The organism is Candidatus Zixiibacteriota bacterium (assembly GCA_040756055.1).
GTDB lineage: Bacteria > Zixibacteria > MSB-5A5 > GN15 > FEB-12.
Map to the genome: position 1 here is coordinate 395,101 of JBFLZR010000001.1, position 13,664 is coordinate 408,764.

The 13,664-nt window shown below is 50.8% G+C and carries 9 protein-coding genes; 2 read left to right on the plus strand and 7 right to left on the minus strand.

The window, feature by feature from the left end:
- Nucleotides 1–32: 32 nt before the first annotated feature.
- Together uvrA and mutM are read left to right on the plus strand one after the other, a co-directional pair.
- Complete coding sequence (uvrA, locus tag AB1483_01770) at nucleotides 33–2,900, plus strand: excinuclease ABC subunit UvrA (GenBank protein ID MEW6411181.1); 2,868 nt, start codon at nucleotides 33–35, stop codon at nucleotides 2,898–2,900.
- 5 nt (nucleotides 2,901–2,905) lie between these two features.
- Complete coding sequence (gene mutM, locus AB1483_01775) at nucleotides 2,906–3,757, plus strand: bifunctional DNA-formamidopyrimidine glycosylase/DNA-(apurinic or apyrimidinic site) lyase (GenBank protein ID MEW6411182.1); 852 nt, start codon at nucleotides 2,906–2,908, stop codon at nucleotides 3,755–3,757.
- 19 nt (nucleotides 3,758–3,776) lie between these two features.
- Here mutM and AB1483_01780 read toward each other — a convergent pair whose 3' ends face one another.
- From AB1483_01780 to ileS, 7 genes are all read right to left on the minus strand, one after another.
- Nucleotides 3,777–4,820: an ABC transporter ATP-binding protein gene (locus AB1483_01780; GenBank protein ID MEW6411183.1), complete on the minus strand. Its 1,044-nt coding sequence runs from the start codon at nucleotides 4,818–4,820 to the stop codon at nucleotides 3,777–3,779.
- 3 nt (nucleotides 4,821–4,823) lie between these two features.
- Complete coding sequence (locus tag AB1483_01785) at nucleotides 4,824–5,909, minus strand: DNA replication/repair protein RecF (GenBank protein ID MEW6411184.1); 1,086 nt, start codon at nucleotides 5,907–5,909, stop codon at nucleotides 4,824–4,826.
- A gap of 66 nt (nucleotides 5,910–5,975) precedes the next feature.
- Complete coding sequence (gene dnaN, locus AB1483_01790) at nucleotides 5,976–7,088, minus strand: DNA polymerase III subunit beta (protein ID MEW6411185.1); 1,113 nt, start codon at nucleotides 7,086–7,088, stop codon at nucleotides 5,976–5,978.
- A 285-nt stretch (nucleotides 7,089–7,373) separates the two neighbouring features.
- Entirely contained in the window at nucleotides 7,374–8,741 is a 1,368-nt protein-coding gene (gene dnaA / locus AB1483_01795) for a chromosomal replication initiator protein DnaA (GenBank protein ID MEW6411186.1), read from the minus strand.
- Between the two features lie 720 nt (nucleotides 8,742–9,461).
- Nucleotides 9,462–9,992, minus strand: coding sequence for a signal peptidase II (lspA, locus tag AB1483_01800; GenBank protein ID MEW6411187.1), 531 nt, complete (start codon nucleotides 9,990–9,992; stop codon nucleotides 9,462–9,464).
- A gap of 4 nt (nucleotides 9,993–9,996) precedes the next feature.
- Complete coding sequence (locus AB1483_01805) at nucleotides 9,997–10,380, minus strand: TraR/DksA C4-type zinc finger protein (protein ID MEW6411188.1); 384 nt, start codon at nucleotides 10,378–10,380, stop codon at nucleotides 9,997–9,999.
- A gap of 3 nt (nucleotides 10,381–10,383) precedes the next feature.
- Nucleotides 10,384–13,584 (minus strand): isoleucine--tRNA ligase, encoded by a 3,201-nt coding sequence (ileS, locus tag AB1483_01810; protein MEW6411189.1) that lies wholly within the window; start codon nucleotides 13,582–13,584, stop codon nucleotides 10,384–10,386.
- Nucleotides 13,585–13,664 lie beyond the last annotated feature (80 nt).

The following is a 13,664-nucleotide window of genomic DNA, read 5'->3' on the forward strand; positions in this document are numbered from 1 at the left end:
ATATTTACAGACTGGACTTTTTTGGAACCAAAATGGCAAATAACAACGGAAAATATCAGAAGAATCAGGATTTCCTTCATATCAAGGGAGCCCGGGAACACAATCTCAAGAACATCGACGTAAAAATCCCGCGGAATACTCTCACGGTGATCACGGGTCTATCCGGCTCCGGCAAGAGTTCGCTGGCGTTCGACACCATCTATGCGGAAGGACAGCGCCGTTACGTAGAGTCGCTTTCAGCGTATGCGCGTCAGTTTCTGGGGCTGATGGAGAAGCCCGATGTTGATTTTATTGAGGGTCTCTCCCCGGCCATTTCGATAGAGCAGCGCGGGACGCCGAAAAATCCCCGCTCGACCGTGGGGACAGTGACCGAGATTTATGATTATCTCCGGCTTCTGTTCGCCCGGATTGGTGTGCCGCATTGTGTTAAGTGCGGACAGCCGATAACCCAGCAGACCGCCGAACAGATCGTTGATTCCGTTTTGACGTTTGAAGAGGGCACGCGCCTGATGGTTCTCGCCCCGCTGGTAAGCGGCAAGAAGGGGGAACACAAAGAATACATTGAGGAAGCTCAGCGCGAAGGTTTCGTGCGTCTTCGGGTGGATGGCGAGGTAATCGAAACCGACAGCGACATCTCGCTGGACAAAAAGAAGAAGCACTCTATCGAAGCGGTGGTGGATCGCTTGATAGTGAAGAGCAATTCGAGAAGGCGATTGGCGGATTCGGTTGAGACGGCGCTCAAGGTGGGAAAGGGGACCGTGCTGATCAATATCAAGGGCAAGGATCTTCTTTTCTCCGAGCAGTCCGCCTGTCTCAACTGCCACATAAGCTACGAAGAGCCGACGCCGCGGATGTTCTCGTTCAACTCGCCGTTTGGGGCCTGCCAGATATGCGATGGTCTCGGTCAACGGATGGAGATCGATCCGGACCTGGTGATTCCCGACAAGTCCCTGTCTCTGACGGATGGAGCGATACGTCCGTGGGGGGGCGCCGATATGTCCAACTGGTATCGTTATATGCTCAAAGGGGTGGCGAAGCATTACAATTTCAAATTCTCGACGCCGTTTGAGAAGCTTCCGGCCAATGTTCAGAAGGTTGTTCTGTACGGTTCCGGTAAGGACGAGATAGAGTTCGAATACGAGCACAATTCCGGCCGGGGGCGCGGCGCGGGGGTGTATGAGGCGGCCTTCGAGGGGGTCATTCCGCATCTGGAAAGGCGCTATAAACAGACTGAATCGAGCGGTGTACGTCAGTGGATTGAAAATTACATGTCGATCACGGATTGTCCGGGGTGCAAGGGAACGCGGCTGCGCCCCGAGGCGCTGGCGGTGATTATCGACCGCGAGACGATTGACAGCCTAACGAACATGTCGATCAAGCAGGGTTTGAAGTTTTTCAACGAAATACGTCTGTCCAGACGGCAGCAGACAATCGCCCGGCAGATACTCAAGGAAGTAAAGGAACGTCTGGGGTTTTTGTGCGATGTTGGTCTGGACTATTTGACTCTCGCAAGGGCTGCATCGACCCTGTCGGGAGGTGAGGCGCAACGTATTCGACTGGCCACCCAGATAGGGTCTCGTCTGGTGGGAGTGCTGTATATTCTCGACGAGCCATCGATAGGGCTCCATCAGCGAGACAACAAGAAGCTGCTGAGCACGCTGGAGGAGCTTCGTGATATCGGCAACACCGTGCTTGTCGTTGAACACGATCGCGAGACAATAGAGAGCGCCGATTATGTCATTGACCTGGGACCCGGCGCCGGCGTACACGGCGGGCAGGTAGTCGCGGAAGGCAAACCGGAAGATATCAGCAAGGCCAAGGGTTCTATCACGGGTCAGTATTTGAGCGGTAAAAAGAAGATCGAAACGCCAAGAGAGCGCCGCCAATCAAACGGTTCATCGATCAAATTGTCCGGCGCGACCGGCAACAATCTGAAGAAGGTCGAAGTGGATATTCCCCTTGGTTGCCTGGTCGTGGTCACCGGTGTTTCCGGTTCGGGGAAATCGACTCTTATCAATGAGACGCTTTATCGGGTGTTGGCGCGTAAATTCTACAATAGCAGGACCGCGCCGCTCCCCTTCGAGAAGATTGAGGGCCTCGAGAATATCGACAAGGTGATTGATATCGATCAATCCCCGATCGGCCGCACCCCCAGATCGAACCCGGCTACTTACACCGGGGTGTTCACGCACATACGTGATCTGTTTGCCGGTCTTCCGGAGGCGAAGGCGCGGGGATATCTGCCGGGGCGGTTCTCGTTCAATGTGAAAGGCGGGCGCTGCGAATCGTGTGAGGGGGACGGTATTATTAAGATCGAAATGCACTTTCTGCCCGATGTATACGTGCCGTGCGAGGTGTGTAAAGGCAAGCGGTACAACCGCGAGACGCTTGAGGTTACCTTCAAGGGCAGGAATATCGCCGACGTTCTCGATATGACTGTCGACGAGGCGCTGGCGTTCTTCGAAAACATCCCCCGGATCAAAAATAAACTGCTCACTCTCTACAGTGTCGGCCTGGGATATATCCACCTCGGGCAGCAGGCTACCACGCTGTCGGGCGGTGAGGCTCAACGCGTGAAGCTGGCCACGGAGCTGTCGAAGGTGGCAACCGGAAGGACCCTGTACATTCTCGATGAGCCCACCACCGGACTCCATTTCGAAGATATAAGAATGCTTCTCAAGGTGCTCAACGAACTCGTTGACCGCGGTAACACGGTTTTGGTGATCGAGCATAATCTGGATGTTATCAAAACCGCCGACTGGATAATCGATATCGGTCCCGAGGGAGGGGATGACGGCGGGAGAATTATCGCCACGGGCGTGCCTGAAGACGTGGCCGAGGAGCGGTCATCTTACACCGGGCAGTTTTTAAAAGACGTTTTAAACGGAAAACCGCTGTAATCAGCATGCCGGAACTTCCTGAAGTTGAAACAGTCGTGAGGGGGCTTCGCGATACGGTGCTTGGGCGCACGATATCGCGAGTACGCGTGTCGGCACCGCCAAGTTCCATTGTCGTGGGAAAATCACTGAAATCGCGCTCTTTCGCGCGCCTGATGACGGGTAGGCGGATCGAGTCGGTTGAACGACGCGGCAAAAATATCTTAATGGCGCTTTCGGGGGATCTCACTCTCTGGGTACATCTAAAGATGACCGGCCACTTCTATTTCTATGAGAATCCAGTACCGTATGACAAGCACGATCTCGTTACGTTTTACCTCGAACCGCTTCAGACTGAAAAGCGTCCTCCATCGCTCAGGTTCAACGACTACCGTCGTTTCGGCAGGCTTCGCCTCTTCTCGAACGAGGAGTTGTGGCAGCAGGACGGCCTGAAGGAGCTTGGCCCGGAGCCGCTTGAGCTGGACGCAGCCTCGTTCGTAACCATGTGCCGGACACGCTCAAGGATGATGAAGCCGGCGCTATTGGATCAGTCTTTTATAGCGGGGCTGGGGAATATCTATGCTGACGAGGCCTTGCACGCATCAAGGATTCATCCGAAGAGACTGACCTCTTCGTTAACGAAGAGGAAACTCGAGGAACTTCACGCGCACATCCAGAGGCTCCTGAGGATGGCCATCAGCAAGATGGGAACATCGGTAGATACTTACGCCGGTGTTGATGGCCAGCCGGGGAGTTTTCAGAAATATCTCAGGGCTTATGGCAGAGAGGGTGAAGCCTGCGCGTTCTGCGGCCGGAAAATAGTGAGGGAAAAGATTGGTTCCCGCTCGGCCCATTATTGCCCGCGATGTCAGCGTCTTTAGTTGTAAAGTAGAGGATCGTTCAGATTCGTTGACCGGTATCGGCGCTGAAGAACAGCAGTTCTTGGGGGTCGAAGCTGAACTGCACTATTTCGCCGGGGTCGTAGGCTTTTTTTGCCGAGGATAGAACCAGGTCTTGCCCGCCGAAATGGAATTTAACAACATAGCTGTCGCCAAAATACTCGCACGATAAAACCCTGCCTTCGTATTGTCCTCCCGGCCTTATTTCAATAGCCTCCGGTCTCAGCCCGATAGTCATACGGGGTTTATCGCCGGTCAGATAGTAACTCGATACCGGCAGGCCGAAGGGCACCAGCATTTCCTGCTCGATTCTTCCGGCGATCATGTTCATCGCGGGGCTGCCGATAAAGCGCGCCACGAACACGGAATTGGGGTTTCTGTAGAGTTCTTCGGGCGTGCCCACCTGCAGCAGCTTTCCCTCGTGGAGCAGAGCGATGCGGTCGGCCATAGTCAGCGCTTCAGCCTGGTCGTGGGTTACGTGTATGGCGGTGGTTTTGATTTCTTTTTGCAGCTTTACAATCTCAAGGCGCATGCGGGCGCGCAGGTCGGCATCGAGATTTGACAACGGTTCATCGAGAAGGAAGATTGACGGTTTGCGAATGATAGCGCGTCCCAGCGCGACTCTCTGGCGCTGGCCTCCGGAGAGTTGTCCTGGTTTGTCCCCGAGCTTTTCGCCCAGCCCCAGCATGGCGGCGACTTTCTCGACCCTCTCTGATATTTCTTCTCTGCTGACGCCTGAGACTTTCAAGGGAAAGGCCAGATTTTTGAAGACGGTCATGTGCGGGTAGAGGGCGTAGTTTTGAAAGACCATAGCCACTTCGCGCTTTTTCGGCAGGAGGTGGTCGATGCGTTTGTCGTTTAAATATATCTCGCCTTCATCGGAGCTTTCCAGTCCGGCGATCAGGCGCAGAAGGGTGGACTTGCCGCAGCCGGACGGCCCCAGCAGAACCAGCAGTTCTCCATCGGCAAGCTCGAGAGAAATATCATCGAGCACCTTGAGGGCGCCGAACGATTTGGAGATATTTTTCAGGGTCAGGCCTGCCATAACTTACACCTCGATTATTTTCCCCCCGGCCACCCGGTAGCCGCAGCTGTTCTGCCTGAGAAAACCCGGAGGTTCGACAGCCGTCGTCAAAAACAATTGCCGGAAATCCTCAAATGCCGCCACGAGGAGTTCCGCCCGTTTGTGATCCAACTCCGCGAATATTTCATCCAGAAGCAATACGGGGTGAAACCCGCGTTTCTCTTTAATAAGATGGTAAACGGCGAGCTTGAGCGCAATAGCCGCGGTGCGCCATTCTCCCTGGGAACCGTGAGAGCGGGCAGGGAGATCGTTAATATCAAAGATGATGTCGTCACGATGCGGCCCCACCATGGCGGTCTCTATTATTCGCTCCCTTTCGGCGGCCTTCTGGAGTGCGGCCGCAAACGCTTTCTTGATGTCGTCTTTTGACTCCGTTGGTTGAGGAAGAGATACCGACGGCTGGTAACCGACGCGCAGCATACCGCCATCGGAAATATGACCGTAGTATTGCGCCGCTGATTCGGCAACTTTAGCGAGAAAGTCTATTCGGTCTCTCATAATCGAAGCACCTGACTCGACAAGCAGTTCGTTGAAAGCAAAAGGGTCCATGTGCCTTTTCAGGGCGGCGTTTTTTTGGGCTATCACTTTCTGGTAGGCAGCCAGGGAGCTGAGATATTTCTGTGAGAATTGTGACAGGTAGATATCCAGGAAGCGACGCCGCACCGATGGTGAGCCGGCAAGTATTTCGCTGTCTTCCGGTCCAACCGCCACGGCAGAGAAATTGTCGTATAGCTCACTCAGCCGCACGGCTACTTTGTCTATACTTACTCTTTTGCGTCCCCCACGCTCGTATGCCACCGCAAGTTCATAATTTTTATCGAATTGGTTGGCTGTTCCCTCAAGGCGATAAAACTCACATCCCTCGCGTACCATAACCGATTCCGAAGCGGCGCGGTGTGATCGACCAAGATACAGGACGAATATAGCCTCCAGGAGGTTTGTCTTGCCCGAACCGTTGTCACCGTAAAAGATGTTAACACCGGGCGAGAGATTAATTTCCAGGGTAGCGATATTGCGGAAGTCTGTAATTTTAAGCGTCTCAAGTACCATGTTCGTGAATAAAAAAATGGCAGATACACTCTGTAATCTGCCATTCGGTATAGTCTATAAAAACCTCTAGTCAGCCAGACGAAGTGGCATAACCAGGCAGAGGAAGTTATCTTTTGCCTTATCCGGACTGTATATAACCCCCGCTGCAACAGAGGTTGAGAGTTCAAACACCGCCTCCTCGCTATCGAGCTTTCCGAGGATATCGTTTATGTAGTTGGCATTGTAGCCGATCTCGATCTCATCCCCGTTGTAGTCACAGTCGAGTTCTTCTTTACCTTCGCCGCCGACGTCGGCGTTAGTCGTTGAAAGTGTCAGTGAGTTTGGTTTGAGAGCAAACTTCACTTGATGTGTTAAAGCATTAGAGAGGATTGACACACGCCGTACGGCCCGAGCGAGGTCTTCTTTTGAGACAATAAGTTTCTTGTCGTTATTCTGCGGGATGACCTGTTCAAAGTTCGGATAGGGACCTTCAATGAGACGAGAAGTTAGAATAATATCATTTAGATTGAAGATAATATTATTCTCACCGAAGATTATGCCGATTTCTTTTTCCTCTTCCGATACAAACTTTGGAATGAGATTGAGGACTTTAGGTGGAATGATAACATCATCGTACAGCCCTTTTAGCTTCTTATTCTCCACCGCCATCTTGGCGAGACGGTGACCATCGGTGGCTACCATCTGCATTTGCTCACCTTTTGTCTGCCAGAGCACTCCGTTTAAAGCGGGCCGCGTCTCATCATCGGAACACGCAAAGGTCGTTTTGCGAACCATACTAATCAGGTCCTCAGCAGCGATCTTAATTTCCCGTTTCGTATTTACAGCAGGGAGTTTTGGGAATTCATCGGATGGAACGGAGGCAATCTTGTAATTACCGTTCGGTATCTTGATTTCCACTCGCTGTCCGGTAGCTTCAAAGACAATTTCCGATTCGGGAAGTTCCTTAATAATATCAAATAGAATGCGGGCTGGTAGTGACGCCGAACCTTTTTTCGTAACCTTACAATCAATCGACACCGCAATGGAGATGTCAAGGTCTGTTGCGGAAATCTTTATTTTGTTTTCCAGAGCTTCGATCAGAACATTCGTCAAAATTGGAAGTGTCGATTTGGTTGGAACAACCTGAAGAATATACTGCAGGTAGTGTGCCAGTTTTGATTTCGGTAAGGAAAACTTCATCTATTCAATCTCCTGAAAATTAATCTCCACATTCATTTCTTATTAATCTCTTCTTATATATCTAATTAGAGATTATAATAAGTGTGTTGATATGTTGATAATCCAATTTTCTCTTCTATATTTTAACTTCCCTATCCCCTGAGAATCAATAAGTTAAGGGGTTGGAGAAATAAACAACCACAACAATTCTTTGTCTACTATCTATTAACATTACAATACTGTTTTCCACTGGTAAAGTCAAAGGTATTGTATTTATAACTTATCCACATAGTAACCCACAGTATATCAATAAAGTAAGTCAGCTGAAATTTTGTCGATTTTCTGCCTCAAAGTCAGATCCAGCGACATCTTTTTAGAGATCAAATCACAGGCATGGATCACAGTAGAGTGATCGCGGCCACCGAAAGCCTCTCCGATTGTTTTCAGGGAGTTGTCCGTAAGTGACCTGGAAAGATACATTGCTACCTGGCGAGCAAGAGCGATGCGGGCCGTTTTTTTCTTGGCGCACATCATGTGTGGGTCTATACCAAAACATTCGGAACTCTTGCGCTGGATAGCGTCAATAGTTACTTCCTTTTTACGACTTGAGAAGGCATCAGAGAGCACTTTCTCGGCCAGCGGAAGATCTACAGGTTCATTTTTCAAGGATGCATATGCGAGCAGACGTATCAGGGCGCCCTCGAGTTCACGGATATTGGTCGATACCCGGTCGGCAATAAAACGCACCACATTATCAGGAACACTGATACCTTCCGACTCAAGCTTTTTGTACAGAATGGCGGTACGATTTTCCAGGTCCGGGGCCTGGAGGTCGGTGACCAAGCCCCACGAGAAGCGCGACAGGAGCCTTTCTTCGAGCCCTTTAATCTCCTTTGGAGAGCGGTCGGAGGTGAGGACTATCTGCTTGCCGAGATGGTAGAGGGTGTTAAATGTGTGAAAGAACTGTTCCTGTGTGGACTCCTTTCCCGTAAAAAACTGGATATCGTCGATGACGAGTACATCTACATCGCGATAGACGCGCGTAAAATTAGCCACCGAACTGTTCGAGATGGAGGCGATGAAGTCGGATGTGAATTTCTCCGAGGTCGCATACATCACTCTCTTGTTCGGGAAAAGCTCCAGTATACGGTGCCCGATAGCCTGGACAATGTGTGTTTTCCCCAAACCTGTTCCGCCATAGATGTAGAGCGGGTTGTATTTGGTCATACCGGGTGCTTCGGAAACCGCCGTTGCGGCCGCGCAGGCAAACTGATTAAAGTCGCCTACGACAAGCGAATCAAAGTTGTATTTTCCATTGAGGTTGTGTTGGTGATTTGCAGGAGAAATCCGGACGGCATCACTTGACACTTTCTGGAGAGAGTCAAGATTGAGTGCAGTCTGCGGTTCTTCTTCAGCCGGCTTGTTAATGACGTACGCCACGGTGTACCTGCGGCCGGAGACTTCATTAAGAGCTTCTTCAATCAGTTCGTTGAAGTGGGCTTTGATCCAGTCAGCGACGAACTGATTGGGGACGGCAACCTTGAAATCTCCATTTGAACCCGGCTCCCCTTTGGTAGGCTTGAGCCAGGTCTTGAACGATTGCTCTTTCACGCGATGCGAAAGGTAGTTGAGGCAATCATCCCACTGGTTTGAATTAGTTACTCTTTCGTACAAGGCAGTTTTCCCCCTCGTGGTTGTCCACAGAGCCGTTGAAAGTTTTTCTTTTCAGCTTTAGTGAGTTATAGCGGTACGGGTCACGCCCGTTAAAAATTATCAACATCTTTATCAACAATTTACTGTTTATTAGGTAATTGAAAGGTGAAGCCGGGTAAGGAGTTTTAGCTTGCCATCTATACTTACCCACAATTTATCAACAATTCGGGGCCTGTCTAATTTCATGCTAATTAATAGAGCAACGGGGGGATGTCGTCAAGCGCAGTCACAAACATTAATTCACATTTTTTTAAAGCGCTTGCTTGATACGGTCTTATAGAGGGGAAAAAATATGCCCGGTTCGGTCTCATGCTCGTCGAGTGTAGTGTTTAATTTTCTACGGACAAAAAGTTTGTTATTAACATATAGTTATCCAGCTAACACCGCGCTAACATGCATGATGTTTGTCGAGAGTGCATCCCGGCGCAAAAACAATTTTGCTCTGTGATAGTGAGTCGAGAGGAGAGTTCTTTTTCCCACGAGGGCGAGTTGGTGCGGGACATGCCGGCCGGCGCACGGTTGTGATCGGCTTGCGCATCACAACCAAAGATGTAATCTTTAATGTATTTGTTACTACCTCGCAGCATACTTTCGTCAGGCTCAATGAGTTTGGTTTGAGTGAAGCGATGTGCTCGTTGGAGGCGCCGTGCCATCGCGCGATGCAGCAGATAAGATCGTGGGCTATAGAGAGGGAAAAGAGTGATTTTTGGGAGTGTCGGCGGGGTGCGGCTGTGGGTGGGTGAAAAAGAATATTTTGATAAGCAGGTATACGATTGAGCAGCTTATGACTGCATCGGCAATATTAAAAGTCCACCAACGCTCGAGGTTATAGCCGAACAGATTTATATCGAAGAAATCGAAATCCAGAAAGTCGACAACCCTTCCGAAGCGTATCCGATCGATGATATTTCCAATCGCGCCACCGGCGATAAGTCCCAGAGCGGTGGTAATATAATATTTTTCGCGATGTGAGTATATATAGTATAGCAAGAAGATGAGAATCAGGATGGATGAAAGGAGGTAATAGGTGGGGGATCCGAAGTTGGTTCCCATAGCGCCGCCCTCATTGTATACCAGGGTAAGTTGGAAAAAATCGCCAAGGACTTTGACCGGTGGACGATCCGCGAGATAAGCGAGAGCCATCATTTTGGTGAACTGGTCGACGATGGCGGCGACGACGATGGCGACGGCGGGTAAAAGTAACTTTCTCAATTTACTATTTTCTCGAGGGGCCTTTTTCTTCTTCAGCTGATTTGCACTCGATACACAGGCGGGCGTGGGGTACGGCCTTCAAACGATCGAACCCTATTGGTCGGCCGCAGGCGACACATGTGCCATAGTCTCCGCGATCAATACGTCTGATAGCCTCCTCGATATGATACAGAAACCGTCCCGATTTGGAACTGAGCATGAATGCCATTTCGCGCTCCATAGCGTCTGTTCCTTGGTCAGCCATATGATAAGAGTAGGCTGAGAGATCACCGGTCGAATCTTTGATGGTCTGAGCGAGTTTGGCGTTCATCGAGGAGAGTTCCTCGTAAAGAGCATCTCTTTTTTCGACCAGAATTTTTCTTAATTTTTCTAACTCGGTTTTTCTCATTTATTACCCCTCAGCAGGCTTTTTTCTTATTGTGGCTATAGCGGCCTTAACGCCATTTATGTTCCATTCGGTACTACCGTCGAATGCCTTCTCCGAAATAAACGAGATGCGGTCCGCAAGAGTTTCGCGCTTGATGAAATCTTCGTATTTTCTGACTGCATCGGCCAGTTGATCGTTGGAGTTTATCTTTATATCAATCCGGTCGGTGACCTCATAGCCGGAAGTTTTGCGCATGTTCTGGACTTTGTTGACGATTTCGCGCGCGAAACCCTCGTCGATGAGTTCATCGGTCATATGAATATCAAGCGCGACAGTCAGCTGACCCTCGCTTTCAACGGCGTAGCCTTCATTTTCGGTCTTTATGACCTCAACTTCTTCGTCGGACAGTACAATTTTCTCCGGGTCGGCCTGGAAAGTCAAGGTTTTTGTCTCGGCGAACTGTTTGACCTGGTCGGATTCGAGGCCCGAGACGAAGGCCGCGGCCTGTTTGGCGTGGGGGCCGAGTTTGGGGCCGGCCGTCTTGAAATTGAGCTTGGCGGAGTAAGTCACCAGCTTATCGAGGTTATCCGCCATGAAGACCTGTTTGATGTTGAGCTCGGACTTAATAATATCGACAAACTCCTGAAGCCGTTGCGACGGCACCCACTTGGGTGGGTTTATCATCAGTTGCGCCAGGGGTTGTCTGACTTTAAGGTTTTTGCGGGAACGGGCCGCGCGTCCGAGCGAAACAATCTTCTCGACGATATCCATCGTTTGTTCCAGTTCGGTGTCAATGAGGGACTCGTCGGCTACGGGGTAATCGTCCATGTGGACTGAAAGGGGTATGCCGAATTTCTCGCGCGAAGCTCCCATGAGTTCTTTCCAGATGATCTCCGCCATAAACGGCGCTACCGGGGCGCTGAGCCTGCATACGCCGACGAGGACCCGGTAGAGGGTGAGGTAAGCGCGCATCTTTGACGGGTCGTCCTCTTCGGCCCAGAATCTACGGCGACTGTTGCGGACGTACCAGTTCGAAAGTTCTTCGATTACGAAATGCTGAATGGCTCGAACCGGACGGGTGATCTCGTAGCTGTCGAACGATTCCGTGACTTCTTTCACCAGCGAGTTGTATTTGGAGATAATCCACCTGTCGAACCTCTCCGGCTCGCCCGCTTTCTCTTCCAGGAAGGCGTCTATGGTCATACCGTCGGCATCGGCGCGCTCGACAATTCTGTCGATGTTGGCGTAGATGGCGAAAAAGGAGTAGGTGTTGCGGAAGGTATCGAAATACTTGCGTACCACCTCGCCCAGTCCTTCCAATCCGAATTTCGTCGGAAGCCATGGATTGGAGGTGGAGACAAGATACCAGCGGACCGGGTCGGCGCCGTAGTTGTCGACGGTGACGAACGGATCTATGACGTTACCTTTGTGCTTGGACATCTTTTTGCCCTCGATGTCGAGAATGAATTCAAGCACGACGACGTTTTTGAACGGTGCCTTGTCGAAAAGCAGGGTGGAGATGGCCAGCAGCGAGTAGAACCACCCGCGAGTCTGGTCAACAGCTTCGGATATGAAATCGGCCGGGTATTTCTTTTCGAATTCTTCTTTATTCTCAAAGGGGTAGTGCCACTGGGCATACGGCATCGCGCCCGAGTCAAACCATACATCGACGACTTCCGGGATGCGGTTCATTTTGCCGCCGCACTCGCAGGTCAGCCTGACCTCATCCATCATCGGTTTATGAAGGTCAATTTCGTCGGGAAGACTGACCGCTTCCTTGCGGAGCTGTTCGATGGAGCCGACAGCTCTCTGTTTGCCGCATTTTGGATCTTCGCAGATCCAGATCGGGATGGGCGTTCCCCAGAATCTCTCTCTTGAGAGCGACCAGTCGACATTGTTTTCGAGCCAGTTGAGCATACGCCCGGTGCGGATATCATCGGGATGCCAGTTGATATCATTGTTGTTCTTAATGAGCTGATCTTTGAACCGGGTTGTTTTTAGATACCACGACGGCTGGGCGATGTAGATAAGGGGTGAATCACAGCGCCAGCAGAAGGGGTAGTTGTGCTCGTAGAGTTCTTTCTTGAACAGTCTTCCGGCTGTTTTCAAATCTTTGATTATAATCGGATCCGCGTCTTTGATGAACATTCCGTTGTAGGGTTTCGCGAAATCCTTGAACATGCCGTTGGCATGAATTGCCTGGAAAACCGGCAGGCCGTGTTGTTTGCCGACTTCGTAGTCATCGGCGCCGAATCCCGGAGCTATGTGGACGATACCGGTACCATCTTCGAGAGTCACAAAGTCGCCGGTGATGACATAGAACGCCTTGTCGGCGTCTTCTTTGAAGGTATCGAAGAGCGGGATGTATTTGCGTTTGAAGAAATCCTTGCCTTTGAATCTGTTCATCACTGTGACTTCAGCGTCGCCGCCGAACGTGTGATAGACAAGAGCTTCGGCCAGAACGAGTTTTTCCCCTTGGAATTCGACCATAACATAGTCGGCATCAGCTTTCATGCACAGGGCGGCGTTTGATGGGAGCGTCCACGGGGTGGTGGTCCATACCAAATAAGAGAAGTCACCATCGGCCGCTTTCACTTTTACGTAGAGCGATGGGTCCTTGACCAGTTCATACCCCTGAGCTACCTCGTGTGATGAAAGTCCGGTGCCGCAACGCGGGCAATAGGGAAGAGTCTTGTAGCCTTTGTAAATGAGGTCGCGATCGAAGAAGTTCTTGAGTATCCACCAGACGGTTTCGATGTATTGGTTTTTCAGAGTGACGTAGGCGTCGTCCAAGTCGAGCCAGTAGCCGATGCGCCGGGTTATCAGGTTCCACTCATCGAGATACTTGAAAACCGATTCGCGGCATTTCTGGTTGAATTCTTTAATGCCATATTCGACCACCTGGGCTTTGCTGGTCAGTTTGAGCTGTTTTTCGACCTCGATTTCGACCGGCAGCCCGTGGGTATCCCACCCTGCTTTGCGGTCCACCCGGAAGCCTTTCATGGCTTTGTAGCGGCAGATTAAGTCTTTGACAGTACGCGAGATAACGTGATGAATGCCGGGCCGGCCGTTCGCCGTTGGAGGGCCTTCGTAGAATACAAAATGCGGCCGGTCTTTGGCCATTTCATTAGCCCTGTGGAAGACGTTGTTGTCGTCCCAGAATTTCAGAACTTGCTCTTCGGCCTTTGGCAGCGAGAAATTATCTTTAAGTGGGTCGAATTTCATAGGTACTTTCCTCAAATAACCCATCAATTTAGGCCGTTGACCGGTTTTTGTAAAGGGATTTGTGGTTGGAGGCTCTTCCG